Raw genomic sequence first — 16649 nt, 5'->3', positions numbered from 1 at the left:
TTCTACGCGCACATATCCTGGGGCGGTCTTCATTCGCCGTGTCGGATCCGGAGAGGCCGTACGTGAGCAAGCCGCAGATCCCGGTCATCGTCCTCGCCGGCTTTCTCGGTTCGGGGAAGACGACCCTGCTCAATCATCTGCTTCATCGCAGCGGTGGCAGTCGTATCGGGGCGATCGTCAATGACTTCGGGTCCATCGAGATCGACGCCATGGCCGTTGCCGGGCAGCTCGGGGACTCCACCGTTTCGCTCGGCAACGGGTGTCTGTGCTGTGCCGTGGACGCCAGTGAGCTCGACGAGTATCTGGAGCGGCTTGCCCGGCCCTCCGCCTCGATCGATGTCATCGTCGTCGAGGCCAGTGGGCTTGCCGAGCCGCAGGAGCTCGTGAAGATGGTGCTCGCCAGCGAGAATCCGCACATCGTGTACGGGGGGCTGGTTGAGGTTGTCGATGCCGTTGAGTTCGACTCGACCCGGCAGCGGCATCCCGAAGTCGACCGGCACATCGGGATCGCGGATCTCGTTGTCGTCAACAAGGTCGACCGGGTGGTGGAGAGCGAGCGGGAGCGGGTGCTGGGGCTGGTCCGTGAGCTCGGCGGTCGTGCCGCTGTCGTTCCCGCCTCCTACGGGCGCGTCGACATTGAGTTGCTCCTTGATCGGAAGCCCGTGGGGGAACGCCTTGGGCAGCTCTCCTTCGACGACCTGCATCAGCATGAGCACGACGTGAGCGGCAACCACCACGACCACCTGCACTCCGCCTACGAAAGTCTCTCCTTCTCCTCCGAAGTGCCCATGAGCCCCCGCCCCTTCATGGCCCTCCTCGACAGTCGGCCCGAGGGGCTCTACCGCATCAAGGGGTACGTCGATTTCGGCGCCGCCGACCCGCGCAACAAGTACGCCGTGCACGCCGTGGGGCGGTTTCTGCGGTTCTACCCGGAGCCGTGGGCCGCGGGGGAGGCCCGGCTGACCCAGCTCGTTCTGATCGGGGCCGGGATCGACGTACCCGCCCTGGAGAAGGAGCTTGAGGCCACCCGTGAGTACGCCCCACACGCCGGCGCCGATGAGCGCAGCATGTGGGGCGTGCTTCGGTACGTCCAGGAGCCGCAGGAGCTGCAGGACCCGCAGGAGCTGCAGGACCCGCAGGGCGAGTGATTACGCCGGGCCCGCCACCGCCGCCACCGGCTTCGCCAGGGAGACGCCCGAGCCGTCGCGGCGCGGGTCGATCTCCGGCAGCTCCGCCGGCAGGCCGCTGCGCTGGGCCGCGAGCGGTGGCGTCGGGCCCGCCCACGCGAAGCTCAGGCAGTCCTCGCCCTTCAGGAAGCGCTGGACACGGACGCCACCCGTGGCGCGGCCCTTGCGGGGGTACTGGTCGAACGGCGTGACCTTCGCCGTCGTCTGCACCGAGTCGTCGAGCGTGCCGCGCGAGCCCGCCACCGTGAAGACCACGGCGTCGACGGCCGGGTCCACCGCCACGAAGGAAATGACCTTGACGCCGTCCGCGAGCTTGATGCCCGTCATGCCGCCCGCGGGGCGGCCTTGCGGGCGCACCTGTGAGGCTTGGTAGCGCAGCAGCTGCGCGTCGTCCGTGATGAAGACCAGGTCCTCCTCGCCCGTGCGCAGCTCGGCCGCGCCGACGATCCGGTCACCGTCCTTGAGGGTGATGACCTCAAGCTCTTCCTTGTTGGACGGATAGTCCGGGACGACGCGCTTGACCACGCCCTGTTCGGTGCCGAGGGCCAGGCCCGGTGAGGACTCGTCCAGGGTCATCAGGCAGATCAGCTTCTCGTCCGCCTCCAGGGAGAGCAGCTCCGAGACCGGGGCGCCTCCGGAGAGGTTCGGTGCCGAATGCGTCTCCGGGAGCTGGGGGAGGTCCACCACGGAGAGGCGCAGCAGGCGTCCCCCAGAGGTCACCGCGCCCACCTCGCCCCGCGCGGTCGCGGGCACGGCGGAGACGATCACGTCGTGCTTGACGCGCTTGGTGTCGCTCTCGGCGAACGGCTCGCCGTTGGCCGTACGGGCCAGGAGGCCGGTCGAGGAGAGGAGCACGCGGCACGGGTCGTCCGCCACCTGGAGCGAGACGGTGGGTGCCGGAGTGCCCGCCGACTCCAGGAGGACCGTGCGCCGGTCCGTTCCGAACTTCTTCGCCACGGCGGCCAGTTCGGCGGAGACCAGCTTGCGCAGCTCGGCGTCCGACTCCAGGATGCGGGTCAGCTCCTCGATCTCGGCCTTGAGCTTGTCGCGCTCGGACTCCAGCTCGATGCGGTCGAACTTGGTGAGGCGGCGCAGCGGCGTGTCGAGGATGTACTGCGTCTGGACCTCGCTCAGCGAGAAGCGCTCCATCAGGCGCTCCTTGGCCTGCGCGGAGTTTTCGCTGGAGCGGATGAGGCGGATGACCTCGTCGATGTCCAGGAGGGCGACAAGGAGACCCTCGACCAGGTGCAGCCTGGCCTGCTTCTTGCCGCGGCGGAACTCGCTGCGGCGGCGCACGACGTTGAAGCGGTGGTCGAGATAGACCTCGAGCAGTTCCTTGAGGCCGAGCGTGAGGGGCTGGCCGTCCACCAGGGCCACGTTGTTGATGCCGAAGGACTCCTCCATCGGCGTCAGCTTGTAGAGCTGTTCCAGGACGGCCTCCGGGACGAAGCCGTTCTTGATCTCGATGACCAGGCGCAGGCCGTGCGAGCGGTCCGTGAGGTCCTTGACGTCGGCGATGCCCTGCAGCTTCTTGGAGCCGACCAGGTCCTTGATCTTCGAGATGACCTTCTCGGGGCCCACGGAGAAGGGCAGTTCGGTGACGACCAGGCCCTTGCGGCGCGCGGTCACGTTCTCGACGGCCACCGTGGCGCGGATCTTGAAGGTGCCGCGGCCCGACTCGTACGCGTCCTTGACCCCGGAGAGGCCGACGATGCGGCCGCCCGTGGGCAGGTCGGGGCCCGGCACGAAACGCATCAGCGTCTCCAGGTCGGCCCCGGGGTGCTTGATCAAGTGGCGGGCCGCGGCGATGACCTCGCCGAGGTTGTGCGGCGGCATGTTCGTCGCCATGCCGACGGCGATGCCCGAGGCGCCGTTGACCAGGAGGTTCGGGTAGGCCGCCGGGAGGGTGACCGGCTCCTGCTCCTGGCCGTCGTAGTTCGACTCGAAGTCGACCGTGTTCTCGTCGATCGACTCCGTCATCAAGGACGTCGCGTCGGCCATCTTGCACTCGGTGTACCGCATGGCGGCCGGCGGGTCGTCGTTGCCGAGGGAGCCGAAGTTGCCGTGGCCGTCCACCAGCGGCAGGCGCATGGAGAAGGGCTGGGCCATGCGCACCAGGGCGTCGTAGATCGACGCGTCGCCATGGGGGTGCAACTTACCCATGACCTCGCCGACGACGCGGGCGCACTTCACATAGCCGCGTTCGGGGCGCAGGCCCATCTCGCTCATCTGATAGACGATGCGCCGGTGCACCGGCTTCATGCCGTCCCGGGCGTCCGGCAGGGCGCGCGAGTAGATGACCGAATACGCGTACTCGAGGAAGGAGCCCTGCATCTCGTCGACGACGTCGATGTCGAGGATCTTCTCCTCGAACGAGTCATCGGGCGGCGGGGTCTTCGTGCTGCGGCGGGCCATCGCTGCTGCGGCTCCTTCAGGGTGTCTGCCAGGGCATCAAAGGGATCTGACGCCGACCATTGTGGACTGTCCCACTGACAACGCCGACCACGACCCGGACTTCGGGGCCGACTACGCCGAGCGCGGAGCGGGAACTTCACAGGTTGTCGGCACGCTTGCATACAGTGTCAGGACTGGCAGAATTTCCAGCTTTTCGCGATCGAAGGGACGTACATGCCCATGGGTCACACGGCCACAGCCGAGGCCGGCTCCGGCGGCCTGACAGCGACCGAGCACCGGCTGTCCAACGGCCTGCGCGTGGTGCTCTCCGAGGACCACCTGACCCCGGTCGCCGCGGTCTGCCTCTGGTACGACGTCGGTTCGCGCCACGAGGTCAAGGGGCGTACGGGCCTCGCGCACCTCTTCGAGCACCTCATGTTCCAGGGTTCGAAGCAGGTGCAGGGCAACGGCCACTTCGAGCTCGTGCAGGGTGCGGGCGGTTCCCTCAACGGCACCACGAGCTTCGAGCGCACGAACTATTTCGAGACCATGCCCACACACCAGCTCGAGCTGGCCCTGTGGCTGGAAGCCGACCGCATGGGCTCGCTGCTCTCCGCGCTCGACGAAGAATCCATGGAGAACCAGCGCGACGTCGTCAAGAACGAGCGCCGCCAGCGCTACGACAACGTTCCGTACGGCACGGCGTTCGAGAAGCTGACCGCCCTCTCGTACCCCGAGGGCCACCCCTACCACCACACTCCGATCGGCTCCATGGCCGACCTGGACGCGGCGACGCTGGAGGACGCGCGGGCGTTCTTCCGTACCTACTACGCGCCCAACAACGCGGTCCTGTCGATCGTCGGCGACATCGACCCGGAGCAGACCCTCGCCTGGGTCGAGAAGTACTTCGGGTCCATTCCCTCGCACGACGGCAAGCAGCCGCCGCGCGACGGCTCGCTGCCCGACACGATCGGGAAGGAGCTGCGCGAGGTCGTCGAGGAAGAGGTCCCCGCCCGCGCCCTGATGGCCGCCTACCGCCTCCCGGAGGACGGCACGCGCGCGTGCGACGCGGCCGACCTGGCGCTGACGGTCCTCGGCAGCGGCGAGTCGTCCCGGCTCTACAACCGCCTCGTGCGCCGCGACCGCACCGCCGTGGCGGCCGGTTTCGGCCTGCTGCGGCTCGCCGGCGCTCCCTCGCTCGGCTGGCTGGACGTGAAGACGTCCGGTGACGTCGAGGTGCCCGTCATCGAGGCCGCCGTCGACGAGGAGCTCGCCCGCTTCGCGGAAGAGGGCCCCACCGAGGAGGAGATGGAGCGCGCCCAGGCACAGCTGGAGCGCGAGTGGCTCGACCGCCTCTCCACGGTGGCGGGCCGCGCGGACGAACTCTGCCGGTACGCCGTCCTGTTCGGCGACCCGCAGCTCGCCCTCACCGCCGTCGGGCGCGTCCTCGACGTGACCGCCGAAGAGGTCAAGGCGGCAGCGGCGGCCCGCCTGCGCCCCGACAACCGCGCGGTGCTCGTGTACGAGCCCATCGACGGCACCGCGGGCGCCGAAGCCACCGACGAGGACGAAGAGGAGGCGGCGAAGTGACCGAGGCCGCAACGATGCAGTTCCATCCGCAGCCCCAGGCGGGCGACGCACGGCCGTGGGCCTTCCCCGCGCCCGAGCGCGCCACCCTGGACAACGGCCTCACGGTGCTGCGCTGCCACCGCCCCGGCCAGCAGGTCGTCGCGGTGGAGGTCCACCTGGAGGCGCCGCTCGACGCCGAACCCGCGGGCCTCGACGGCGTCGCCACCATCATGGCGAGGGCCTTCAACGAAGGCACGGACAAGCACTCCGCCGAGGACTTCGCCGCCGAACTCGACCGCTGCGGCGCCACCATGGACGCGCACGCCGACCACCCCGGCGTACGCGTCTCGCTCGAAGTCCCGGTCTCCCGCCTCCCGAAGGCGCTCGGCCTGCTCTCCGACGCCCTGCGTGCCCCCGCCTTCGCGGACAGCGAGATCGAGCGCCTCGTGCGCAACCGCCTGGACGAGATCCCGCACGAGGCCGCGAACCCGGGGCGCCGCGCCGCCAAGGAGCTCTCCCGGCAGCTCTTCCCGGCGACCTCCCGCATGTCGCGCCCCCGTCAGGGCACCGAGGAGACGGTCACGGCCATCGACTCGGCGGCGGTTCGCACCTTCTACGAGAAGCACGTGCGGCCCGCCACGGCGACCGCCGTCGTCGTGGGCGACCTGACCGGCGTCGACCTGGACGCCGTTCTCGCCGACACCGTCGGCGCCTGGACGGGAGGCACCGCCGAGCCGCGTCCGGTGCCCCCCGTGACCGCGGACGACACCGGGCGTGTCGTCATCGTGGACCGCCCCGGAGCGGTCCAGACGCAGCTGCTCATCGGCCGCGTGGGACCGGACCGCCACGACCGCGTCTGGCCCGCGCAGGTGCTCGGCACGTACTGCCTCGGCGGCACCCTCACCTCACGCCTGGACCGCGTCCTGCGCGAGGAGAAGGGATACACCTACGGCGTACGGTCGTTCGCCCAGGTCCTGCGTTCCGCACCGGACGGCACCGGCGCCGCGATGCTCGCCATCAGCGGCTCCGTGGACACCGAGTCCACGGGCCCGGCGCTCGACGACCTGTGGAAGGTCCTGCGCACCCTCGCGGCCGACGGCCTCACGGACGCCGAGCGCGATGTCGCCGTGCAGAACCTGGTGGGCGTCGCCCCGCTCAAGTACGAGATGGCGGCGTCCGTCGCGGCCACCCTCGCCGATCAGGTCGAGCAGCACCTGCCGGACGACTTCCAGGCGCAGCTGTACCGCCAGTTGGCCGCGACCGGCACCGTGGAGGCCACTGCCGCCGTCGTGAGCGCCTTCCCGGTGGACCGCCTGGTGACGGTGCTCGTCGGTGACGCCGCGCAGATCGAGGAGCCCGTCAGGGCGCTCGGCATCGGTGAAGTGAGTGTCGTCACCGGCTGAGCATGGTGACAGGCTGAGTGACAGTCAGGACATATCGGGACCCCAGTGGCTGAGATTAACCACTGGGGTCCTCATATGTCCGAATTGGTATGGAGGTTACGTGTCTGACCTGTGGCGTGCGCTACAAAAGCTCTGATCCGTTTGTCGTTTGAAAGATGGCCCGCTTAGCGTCATCCCGGCTGTTCGTCATGCAGTAGTCGCACCCGCGGCACCGGACAGTCATCGCCGAGTCCCCGTACGGCGCGAGCCAGGGGAGCCGGGGACCCACATGTCCCCTTGGGGTGAATCGGGAACCTTGCCGTCAGGTGAGGGACTCGTAGGAGACCTTCCTGCTCCGAACCCGTCAGCTAACCCGGTAGGCGAGAAGGAAGGAAAGGATCAGCCGCTTCATGGCGTTCACCCGTGCCACCGGGAAGCACCGTCGCCCGAGCCGCCTCACGCGTACCACCGCGAACGTGGCGGGCGTCGCAGCCCTCACCACCACCGGTGTCATCGGAGGCCTGGCCGCTCCGGCGCTCGCCGCCGACGACGCGGCGGCCCTTGAGCACACCGGCCTGACCCAGGCCATCTCCGTCGGCGACTCGCTCGCCGAGAGCATCGACGCGCAGGCCGCCGCCCAGCAGCAGGCCGCCGACGACGCCGCGGCCGCCAAGAAGGCCGAAGAGGCCGCCAAGAAGAAGGCCGAAGAGGCGAAGCGCAAGGCCGAGGCCGAGGCGAAGGCCAAGGCCAAGAAGGAGCGCGAGGCCAAGGAGCGCGCCGCTCGCGAGGCCGAGCGCAAGCGCCTCAACAGCTACGTCTCCCCGATCTCCGGTTCGTACGTCTCCACGGGCTACCAGACCGGCGGCGCCATGTGGTCCTCCGGCAGCCACACCGGCGTCGACTTCCACGCCGCGTCCGGCACCTCGGTCCACGCGGTCGGCTCCGGCACCGTCGTCGAGGCCGGCTGGGGCGGCGCCTACGGCAACAACGTGGTCATCAAGATGAACGACGGCACGTACACCCAGTACGGCCACATGTCGTCCCTCGGTGTCACGGTCGGCCAGGCGGTCACTCCGGGCCAGCAGATAGGCCTCTCCGGCTCCACCGGCAACTCCAGCGGCCCGCACCTGCACTTCGAGGCCCGCACCGGCGCGGACTACGGCACGGACATCGACCCCGTCTCGTACCTCCGCTCGCACGGCGTTAACGTCTGATTCCGGCGGTCTGATCCCCGCGGTCGACGGCGGACGCACGCAGCGCCACTGATTCACCGAAAGCCCCGGCTCGTCGAGAGCCGGGGCTTTCGTCGTTCCCGTATCTCCTTTGGCCAAAAGTATCCCTGGATTTCGGCCTGCCGTCGGAAATTCGGCCGTCCTGCAATAGAGTCGCAGAACAGGCGTCGATCGACCGCGTTACGCGGGGATTAAGGCGGAGGTCAGTCATGCGCATTCCCGCGCACTCGGTATGCACGGCCATCCGGGACGACATCGTGTCCGGTGTCTACGAACGGGGTGGCCGGCTCACCGAGGAACTGCTCGCGCGCCGCTACGGAGTCTCCCGCGTCCCGGTGCGCGAAGCCCTGCGCACCCTTGAGGCGGAGGGCTTCGTCGTCACGCGCCGGCACGCGGGCGCGTGCGTCGCGGAGCCCACCGAGCAGGAGGCCGCCGACCTCCTGGAGATCCGCGCGCTCCTGGAGCCGCTGGGCGCGGCCCGCGCCGCCCAGCGTCGCACGGAGGCGCATCTGAAGGTCCTGCGCGGTCTCGTCAGGCTCGGCCAGGAGCGGTCGAGGCGCGGCCAGAGCGAGGATCTGCGCTCCCTGGGCGGCTGGTTCCACGAGACGCTCGCCCAGGCGTCCGGCAGCCCGGGCCTCACGGCACTGCTCACCCAGCTCCGGCACAAGATCGCCTGGATGTACGTGGTCGAGACGGCGGCCGCTCCCGCCGAGACCTGGGCCGAGCACGCCGCGATCGTCGACGCGGTCGCTCGCGGGGACGCGGAACGGGCCCGCGCGCTCACCGCTCAGCACACGGAGCGGACGGCCGCCGCGCACCGGCCGCGCTTCGTGCGCCATCTCTCCGGTGTGAGGGGTTCGCAACATTCCGTAAACACGGTGGGTCTGCGGCTTTAACAGAGGCGCCGTATACAAAGAAGTGGAAAGAAGCGCTATTGAGGGGGGCGTTATTTCTGCTGCCCGAATACTGCCCGAATAGCAGTGGAAAAACGCCGAAGGGCCCGCCCCTATTTCGGGGGCAGGCCCTTCGGCGTATGAGTACCAGTCTTTACTAGACGGTCTCGGGGAGTTCCTCGAGGCCGTCCGCGACCAGCTTCGCCAGACGGTCGAGGGCGGCGTCCGCACCCTCGGCCTCGGAGGCGAGCACGATCTCCTCGCCGCCCTGCGCGCCCAGACCGAGCACCGCGAGCATGGAGGCGGCGTTCACGGGGTTGCCGTCAGCCTTGGCGATCGTCACGGGGACGCCGGCGGCGGTGGCCGCGCGGACGAAGATGGAGGCGGGTCGGGCGTGAAGGCCCTCGGCCCAGCCGACGTTGACGCGGCGCTCAGCCATGTGTTGCTGCCCTTCCAGGTGTCTCACACTTGTCTAGACCAGTGTCTCATGCCGTCACGAGTGCTCCGCCGGCTGTTCGACGTCTCCTAGCCTGCCCCGGCCAAGGCACCCCCGCGACCCGTACCCTGGGCCCATGCAGACCCCGTCGGACCGGCACGCATACCCCTCCCACTGGGAAGCGGACGTCGTCCTGCGTGACGGAGGCACCGCCCGGATCAGGCCGATCACGGCCGAGGACGCGGACCGCCTGGTCAGCTTCTACGAACAGGTCTCGGACGAGTCGAAGTACTACCGCTTCTTCGCGCCCTACCCCCGCCTGTCCGCCAAGGACGTGCACCGCTTCACCCATCACGACCAGGTGGACCGGGTGGGTCTCGCGGCCACCGTGGGCGGCGAGTTCATCGCCACCGTCCGCTTCGACCGCATCGACGAGCGCGGCATGTCCGCCAGCGCGCCCGCCGACGAGGCCGAGGTCGCCTTCCTCGTGCAGGACGCCCACCAGGGCAGGGGAGTGGCCTCCACCCTTCTCGAACACATCGCCGCCGTAGCCAGGGAGCGCGGCATCCGCCGTTTCGCCGCCGAGGTGCTGCCCGCGAACACCAAGATGATCAAGGTGTTCACGGATGCGGGCTACCAGCAGAAGCGCAGCTTCGAGGACGGCGTCGTACGGCTCGAGTTCGATCTGGAGCCGACCGACCGCTCGCTCGCCGTGCAGCGCGCCCGCGAGCAGCGGGCCGAGGCGCGGTCGGTGCAGCGGCTGCTCACGCCGAAGTCGGTCGCGGTGATCGGCGTCGGACGCACGCCGGGCGGCGTGGGGCGCAGCGTCCTGCGGAACCTGCGCGAAGCGGGCTTCACGGGACGGCTGTACGCGGTGAACAGTGCGTTCGACTTCGAGGCGGGGGAGAGCACCGAGGTCGACGGGGTGCCCGCGTACCGCTCCGTGCGGGACATCGACGAGGCCGTCGAGCTCGCCGTGGTCACCGTGCCCGCCGAGCGGGTGCCGCAGGCCGTCGACGAGTGCGGGGAGCGTGGCGTGCTCGGGCTCGTCGTGATCTCCGCCGGGTACGCGGAGAGCGGCCCCGAAGGGCGGGAGCGGCAGCGTGAACTGGTGCGCCAGGCTCGGTCGTACGGCACGCGCATCCTCGGCCCGAACGCCTTCGGGGTCATCAACACGTCGCCGGACGTGCGGCTCAACGCGTCGCTGGCCCCGCACCCTCCCGAGCGCGGCAGGATCGGCCTCTTCACGCAGTCCGGCGCGATCGGCATCGCGCTCCTCTCCGGCCTGCACCGGCGTGGTGCGGGCCTGTCGACCTTCGTGAGCGCGGGCAACCGCGCGGATGTGTCCGGCAACGACGTCCTGCAGTACTGGTACGAGGACCCGGACACCGATGTCGCCCTGATGTACCTCGAATCCATCGGCAACCCGCGCAAGTTCACGCGGCTCGCCCGGCGCGCGGCGACGGCGAAGCCGCTGGTCGTGGTGCAGGGGGCGAAGCACAGCGGGATCGCGCCCACGGGGCACGCGGTGCAGGCCACGCGGCTTCCGTATGCCACGGTGTCGGCGCTGCTCCGCCAGGCCGGGGTCATCCGGGTCGACACCGTGACGGAGATGGTGGACGCGGGGCTGCTGCTCGCGGGGCAGCCGTTGCCCTCCGGGCCGCGGGTGGCGATCCTCGGGAACTCCGAGTCGCTCGGGCTACTCACGTACGACGCGTGTGTCGCCGACGGGCTTCGGCCGCTGCCGCCGGTGGATCTGACCACGGGGGCCACTCCCGCGGACTTCCGCGCGGCGCTCGCCGACGCCCTGTCGGACGACGCCTGCGACGCCGTGATCGTCACCGCCATTCCCTGGGTGGGGGAGGACGGGGCCACGGGGTCGCCCGAGGGGGAAGAGCTTGCGGCTGCGCTGCGGGCGGCTGCTGCCGGGTGCCCCGCGAAGCCGGTAGCCGTGGTCCACGTGGAACTCGGCGGCCTCGCCGAAGCGTTGGCCGCCGCGACGCGTACTCGCCCTGACGCTGCGGAACGCCTGCCCACAGCGACGGCGGCCAAGGAGGGCAGGCCCGCGGCGGGGGCGCCCGCAGCGGCGGCGGAGACAGCGGGCAGGCCCCCGGCTGCCTCCGAACCCAGCCCCAGCCCGGCGCAGCCGTACCGCATCCCCGCCTACCCCGCCGCCGAGCGTGCCGTCCGGGCCCTCGCCGAAGCCGTGAAGTACGCCCAGTGGCGGCGCGAGGCCAAGGAACCCGGCAAGGTGCACGAGTACGAGGACATCGACGAGAGCGGCACCGCCCGGCGGATCGACGAGCTGCTCGCCGCGCAGGACGACCCGCGCGGCGCCACCCTCGGTCAGGACGACGCCCGCGAACTGCTCGGGCTGTACGGCATCGACGTACGGGACGCCCGGCCCGCGCCCGACCCGGACGCGGCCGTCGCCGCCGCCCGCGCGCTCGGCTACCCCGTGGCCCTCAAGACCACGGCCCCGCACCTGCGCCACCGCGCCGACCTCGGCGGCGTCCGGCTCGACCTGGCGGACGAGGAACAACTGCGCCGGGCCTACGCCGAATTGACCCGCGCCTTCGGCAAGCCCGCCGAGCTGCGGCCCGTCGTGCAGGCGATGGCACCCCGCGGCGTCGACACCGTCGTCCGCGCGGTCATCGACCCGGCGGCCGGAGCGGTGCTCTCGTTCGGGCTCGCCGGCGCCCCGTCCGAGCTGCTCGGCGACACCGGGCACCGCCTCGTCCCGGTCACCGAGCGCGACGCGGGTTCCCTGGTCAGGTCCATCCGGACCGCCCCGCTCCTCTTCGGCTGGCGCGGTTCGGCGCCGGTCGACACCCCGGCACTCGAAGAGCTGCTCCAGCGGGTCTCGCGCCTCGTGGACGATCACCCCGAGGTGGTCGCCGTCTCCCTGGAGCCCGTGGTCGTCGCCCAGCGCGGCCTCTCCGTGCTCGGCGCCTCCGTGCGGCTCGCGCCCCCGCCGGCCCGCGGCGACCTCGGCCCGAGGGCCCTGCCCGGGTACTGAGGCGGCCAGTGGGGCACCGTGCGCCCTCCGTCGGGTCGTAGGATGGACGGCATGGCAAAGACCGGTACGACGACCCAGGGGCTGCGCGCGGCGATCGAGCGCAGCGGCTACTACCCGGCCCTCGTGGCCGAGGCGGTGGAGGCCGCGATCGGCGGCGAACCCATCGGGTCCTACCTGGTCCACCAGGAGACCACGTTCGACGCGAACGAAGTGCGCCGGCACGTGACGGTCCTCGTCCTGACGGGCACGCGCTTCATCGTCAGCCACACCGACGAGCAGGCCGCGGACAGCACCTCTCCGACGCCGTACGCGACGACCTCCACGGAGTCCGTGAAAATCGGCCGGATCTCGTCCGTGGTCGTCAGCCGCGTCGTCGCCAACCCCGAGAAGTACGTCCCGGGCTCGCTGCCCCGCGAAGTCGTCCTGACCATCGGCTGGGGCGCCGTCTCGCGCATCGACCTGGAGCCCGCCGCCTGCGGCGACCCCAACTGCGAGGCGGACCACGGCTACACCGGCAGCTCCACCGCCGACGACCTCAGTCTCCGCGTCAGCGAGGCGGGCGACGGCCCGGACACGGTGCGCCAGACCCTGGCCTTCGCCCAGGCGCTGTCCGAGGCGACCGCGGACACCACCCGCTGATGTCCCTGCCCGCCTGGGACGACGTGCAGCCGCTCGCCCTCGACTCCGCGCCCCTGCCCGAGTACGGCGTGGGCTCCCTCGCCGACCTGCTGCCCACGCTCGTCTCCCACCAGGGTGTCGAGGGCTTCGCGCCCGTCATCCCGGAACTCGCACCGGCCGACCGGAACTGCGTCTTCCTGATCGATGGCCTCGGCTGGGAGCAGCTGCGCGCCCACCCGGACGAGGCGCCCTTCCTGACCTCGCTGATCAGTTCCTCCCGCGGCGGCACGGGACGCCCGATCACCTCGGGTTTCCCCGCCACCACCGCGACGTCCCTCGCCTCGGTCGGCACGGGTCTGCCGCCCGCGTCGCACGGCCTGCCGGGCTACACCGTGCGCAACCCCGCCACCGGTGAGCTGATGAACCAGCTCCGCTGGAACCCGTGGACGGACCCGCGCAAGTGGCAGCCGTACCCCACCGTCTTCCAGCAGGCCCACGAGGCCGGCGTGCACACCGCCCAGGTGTCGTCCCCGACGTTCCAGAACACCCCGCTCACCAAGATCGCGCTGAGCGGCGGCAGCTTCTGCGGCAAGCTCTCCGGCGAGGACCGCATGGACCTCGCGGCCGAACAACTGGGCGCGGGCGACCGCTCGCTGGTCTACACGTACTACGCGGAGGTCGACGGCAAGGGGCACCGCTTCGGCGTCGACTCCGACGCCTGGCGCGGCCAGCTGATGTACGTCGACCGGCTGGTCCAGCGCCTGGCGGAACAGCTCCCGCCCCGCAGCGCCCTGTACGTCACCGCCGACCACGGCATGCTCGACATCCCCTTCGACGAGCAGTCGCGCATCGACTTCGACGAGGACTGGGAGCTGCGCGCCGGAGTCGCCCTCCTGGGCGGCGAGGGCCGCGCCCGCCATGTGTACGCGGTCCCGGGCGCCGAGAACGACGTCCTGACCGTCTGGCGCGAGGTGCTCGGCGAGCAGTTCTGGGTGGCGAGCCGGGACGAGGCGATCGCGGCAGGCTGGTTCGGTCCGCCCGGCGCCGTGGACGAGCGGGTGTACGGACGCATCGGCGACGTCATCGCGGCGGCCCACGACGACGTGGCGATCATCGCCTCCGAGAAGGAGCCGAAGGAGTCGGCCCTGGTCGGCATGCACGGCTCCATGACCCCCGTCGAGCAGCTCGTGCCGCTCATCGAAGTACGCTCCTGAGCACACCCGGCACCCCCCGCCCCCTCGTACGTCCCGAAAGGCCTCAACTCCCCATGCCCGAGCTGGTGTTCTTCTCCGGAACGATGGACTGCGGAAAGAGCACCCTGGCTCTGCAGATCGAACACAACCGATCGGCCCGGGGCCTGCAGGGGCTGATCTTCACGCGTGACGACCGCGCGGGCGAGGGCAAGCTCTCCTCGCGCCTCGGTCTCGTCACGGACGCGATCGAGGCCGCCGACGACTTCGACTTCTACGCCCATCTCGTCGACCACCTCTCGCAGGGCGGCCGCGCGGACTACGTGATCGCGGACGAGGCGCAGTTCCTCGCCCCCGGCCAGATCGACCAGCTGGCGCGCGTCGTCGACGACCTGGGCCTGGACGTCTTCGCCTTCGGCATCACCACGGACTTCCGCTCCAAGCTCTTCCCCGGCTCGCAGCGTCTCGTCGAACTCGCCGACCGCGTCGAGGTGTTGCAGGTCGAGGCGCTGTGCTGGTGCGGCGCCCGCGCCACCCACAACGCCCGCACCATAGGCGGCGCGATGGTCGTCGAAGGCGCGCAGGTCGTCGTCGGTGACGTCAACCACGCGGCGGACGAAGTGGGTTACGAGGTGCTGTGCCGCCGTCACCACAGGCGCCGGATGACGGCGGCGACCTCGCGCGCGGGCGCCCTGTCGCCGGACGTGCTGCCGGTCGACACGTCCGCCCGCGTCTGAGTCAGCCCTCCGAGCGCACCAGGGTGAAGACCGCCCCCTCCGGGTCGGCGACCGTGGCCTCCTGTCCGTGGGCGCCCGCGTGCGGGGGCCTGATGACGTGGCCGCCGAGTTCCACGACCCGCTCCACCGACTCGTCCACGTCGGCGACCTCGAAGTACGTCATCCAGTGCGCGCCCCGGTCCCGCGGCAGCGCCTGGCCGACGCCGTGCACCGAGGCCACCGGCCGGCCGTCGACCTGCAGCGTGACGAAGTCGAAGTCGGCCGATACGACGGCCTCTTCGGTATATCCGAAGACCGCTTGATAGAACTTGACGACGCCCGCCGTCTCCTGCGTGACCAGTTCGTTCCAGGCCGGGGCCCCGGGCTCCCCGCCCAGGGCGGCGCCCACATGCTCCGCCGCCTGCCAGATCCCGAACACCGCGCCCGCGGGGTCCACCGCGATGGCCATGCGCCCGGCCGGGCCCGCGTCCAGCGGTCCGACGCCGATCGTGCCGCAGCAGTGCCGCACGGCCTCGGCCGTCGCGTTCACGTCGTCCGAGGCCAGATACGGCGTCCAGGCGATCGGCAGATGGTGGTCGGGCGGCAGCTGACCGATCCCGGCGACCTCGTGGCCGTCGAGCAATGCCCGTACGTAGGGCCCGAGCTGTTCCGGCCCCGGCCGGAACTCCCAGCCGAACAAGGCCCCGTAGAACTCCTGGGTCGTGGCCAGGCCGTGCGCCATCAGACTCACCCAGGTGGGTGTGCCGGGCGCGCGGCGGACGGCCTCCGAGCCGTCATGCCGGCCCGTCGACCCCCGTGCCTCCGTCATCGTCACTCTCTCCTCGGCCCTTCAGGTGGCCGCTCGGCTCCGCATTTCGCATGCACGTACCTGTGTCGCGCCCTGGCCCGCCCGTGCAGATGCTCGCACCACCTGTGGCGCCCCGCGCCCCGGCCGCGCCGCTTGTCCCGGCTCCGCCCAGAGGATGCCCGGTTTGCCGTTTCTCATCCGTAAACGCGCGGTTGCTCTGTGGTGGCTTTCGGCAGTACACGGTGTGCCCGCTTCTGTACGCCGCGTGTTCGGCGGTCGTACGGCGGAGCAGGGTAGCCGGACCTGGCCGATGCGGCCACCCCGTGCGCAAGGATGGGGCCCATGAATGCCATCATCTCCGCATCCGAACTCGCGAGCGACCTGGCGGGCGAGAACCCGCCAGTGCTCCTGGACATCCGCTGGCAGCTGAGCACCGCCAAGGCGGCGGGCGCCCCCGCCTTCGACGGCCGGGCCGAGTACGAGAAGGGGCACGTCCCGGGCGCCGTCTTCGTCGACCTGGACGCCGATCTCGCGGGCCGAGCCGGTGCCGGCGGACGGCACCCCCTGCCGGACGTGGAGCACTTCGGGGCGGTGATGCGGGCGGCCGGTGTCTCGGCCGACCGGGACGTGGTCGTGTACGACGGCGGGCAGGGCTGGGCCGCCGCACGCGCCTGGTGGCTGTTGCGCTGGACGGGTCATCCCTCCGTGCGCGTGCTCGACGGCGGGCTCGCCGCGTGGGGCGGCCGACTGGAGTCCGGGGACGAGCGCCCGGCGGCCCCGGGGTCGTTCGCCCCCAAGACGAACACCACCGACCTCCTCGACGCCGATGCCGCGGCGGCCCTCGCCCGCTCCGGGCTGCTCCTGGATGCCCGCGCGGCCGAGCGCTACCGCGGCGACGTGGAGCCGATCGACCGCGTCGGCGGTCACATCCCGGGCGCGGTGTCCGCGCCGACCACGGAGAACGTCACGGAGGACGGCACTTTCAGGCCGGCCGCCGACCTCGCGGACCGCTTCAACTCGCTGGGCGCATCGGACACTTCCGAGGTCGGCGTCTACTGCGGCTCAGGTGTGTCCGGCGCCCACGAGGTGCTCGCCCTCGCGGTGGCGGGCATCCCGGCATCGCTGTACGTCGGCTCGTGGTCGGAGTGGTCGTCGGACGAGTCCCGCCCGGTGGCCAAGGGCCCGGACCCGCAGTAACCGAAGCC

The 16649-nt window shown here is 71.0% G+C and carries 13 protein-coding genes and 1 riboswitch; of the genes, 10 read left to right on the top strand and 3 right to left on the bottom strand.

The window, feature by feature from the left end:
- The first annotated feature begins 62 nt into the window (after window positions 1-62).
- Window positions 63-1148, top strand: coding sequence for a GTP-binding protein (locus AB0I66_RS23920; RefSeq protein WP_363209951.1), 1086 nt, complete (start codon window positions 63-65; stop codon window positions 1146-1148).
- On the opposite strand, the gene AB0I66_RS23915 is transcribed toward AB0I66_RS23920, so the two are convergent.
- Window positions 1149-3602 (bottom strand): DNA topoisomerase IV subunit A, encoded by a 2454-nt coding sequence (locus AB0I66_RS23915; RefSeq protein WP_363209950.1) that lies wholly within the window; start codon window positions 3600-3602, stop codon window positions 1149-1151.
- 219 nt (window positions 3603-3821) lie between these two features.
- Here AB0I66_RS23915 and AB0I66_RS23910 point away from each other — a divergent pair, with 219 nt between their 5' ends.
- The 4 genes from AB0I66_RS23910 to AB0I66_RS23895 all read left to right on the top strand — a co-directional run bounded on the left by AB0I66_RS23910 (window position 3822) and on the right by AB0I66_RS23895 (window position 8660).
- Window positions 3822-5171 (top strand): pitrilysin family protein, encoded by a 1350-nt coding sequence (locus tag AB0I66_RS23910; RefSeq protein ID WP_363210062.1) that lies wholly within the window; start codon window positions 3822-3824, stop codon window positions 5169-5171.
- On the top strand, window positions 5168-6553 hold the full coding sequence (locus tag AB0I66_RS23905) for a pitrilysin family protein (protein ID WP_363209949.1): 1386 nt from the start codon (window positions 5168-5170) through the stop codon (window positions 6551-6553). Before AB0I66_RS23910 ends, AB0I66_RS23905 begins: the two co-directional genes overlap by 4 nt.
- A gap of 213 nt (window positions 6554-6766) precedes the next feature.
- Window positions 6767-6930, top strand: a riboswitch (cyclic di-AMP (ydaO/yuaA leader).
- A 12-nt stretch (window positions 6931-6942) separates the two neighbouring features.
- Window positions 6943-7746 carry a M23 family metallopeptidase gene (locus AB0I66_RS23900; RefSeq protein ID WP_363209948.1) on the top strand — a complete coding sequence of 268 codons (804 nt, stop codon included), beginning with the start codon at window positions 6943-6945 and terminating at the stop codon, window positions 7744-7746.
- Between the two features lie 227 nt (window positions 7747-7973).
- Window positions 7974-8660: a GntR family transcriptional regulator gene (locus AB0I66_RS23895; protein WP_363209947.1), complete on the top strand. Its 687-nt coding sequence runs from the start codon at window positions 7974-7976 to the stop codon at window positions 8658-8660.
- Window positions 8661-8814: 154 nt separating this feature from the next.
- On the opposite strand, the gene AB0I66_RS23890 is transcribed toward AB0I66_RS23895, so the two are convergent.
- Complete coding sequence (locus tag AB0I66_RS23890) at window positions 8815-9096, bottom strand: HPr family phosphocarrier protein (protein WP_363209946.1); 282 nt, start codon at window positions 9094-9096, stop codon at window positions 8815-8817.
- Between the two features lie 133 nt (window positions 9097-9229).
- Between AB0I66_RS23890 and AB0I66_RS23885 the strand changes: the two genes are divergently transcribed.
- Genes AB0I66_RS23885 through AB0I66_RS23870 form a run of 4 tightly spaced genes read left to right on the top strand, consistent with a single transcriptional unit; the run spans window position 9230 to window position 14657 of the window.
- The gene (locus tag AB0I66_RS23885) at window positions 9230-12112 is read left to right on the top strand and encodes a GNAT family N-acetyltransferase (RefSeq protein WP_363209945.1); all 2883 of its coding nucleotides are present in this window, start codon (window positions 9230-9232) and stop codon (window positions 12110-12112) included.
- Window positions 12113-12154: 42 nt separating this feature from the next.
- Complete coding sequence (locus AB0I66_RS23880; protein ID WP_363209944.1) at window positions 12155-12751, top strand: DUF5998 family protein; 597 nt, start codon at window positions 12155-12157, stop codon at window positions 12749-12751.
- Window positions 12751-13944 (top strand): nucleotide pyrophosphatase/phosphodiesterase family protein, encoded by a 1194-nt coding sequence (locus AB0I66_RS23875; protein WP_363209943.1) that lies wholly within the window; start codon window positions 12751-12753, stop codon window positions 13942-13944. The genes AB0I66_RS23880 and AB0I66_RS23875 overlap by 1 nt, the downstream gene beginning before the upstream one ends.
- A gap of 53 nt (window positions 13945-13997) precedes the next feature.
- Window positions 13998-14657, top strand: coding sequence for a thymidine kinase (locus AB0I66_RS23870; protein WP_363209942.1), 660 nt, complete (start codon window positions 13998-14000; stop codon window positions 14655-14657).
- Between the two features lies 1 nt (window position 14658).
- Here AB0I66_RS23870 and AB0I66_RS23865 read toward each other — a convergent pair whose 3' ends face one another.
- Window positions 14659-15465 (bottom strand): VOC family protein, encoded by an 807-nt coding sequence (locus AB0I66_RS23865; protein ID WP_363209941.1) that lies wholly within the window; start codon window positions 15463-15465, stop codon window positions 14659-14661.
- Between the two features lie 321 nt (window positions 15466-15786).
- Here AB0I66_RS23865 and AB0I66_RS23860 point away from each other — a divergent pair, with 321 nt between their 5' ends.
- Window positions 15787-16641, top strand: a complete 855-nt coding sequence (locus tag AB0I66_RS23860) for a sulfurtransferase (protein ID WP_363209940.1) — start codon at window positions 15787-15789, stop codon at window positions 16639-16641.
- Window positions 16642-16649: the final 8 nt, after the last annotated feature.

The sequence above is a fragment of the Streptomyces sp. NPDC050439 genome, from assembly GCF_040655335.1.
Lineage (GTDB): Bacteria > Actinomycetota > Actinomycetes > Streptomycetales > Streptomycetaceae > Streptomyces.
This window is presented reverse-complemented; position numbering and strand designations above follow the sequence as displayed.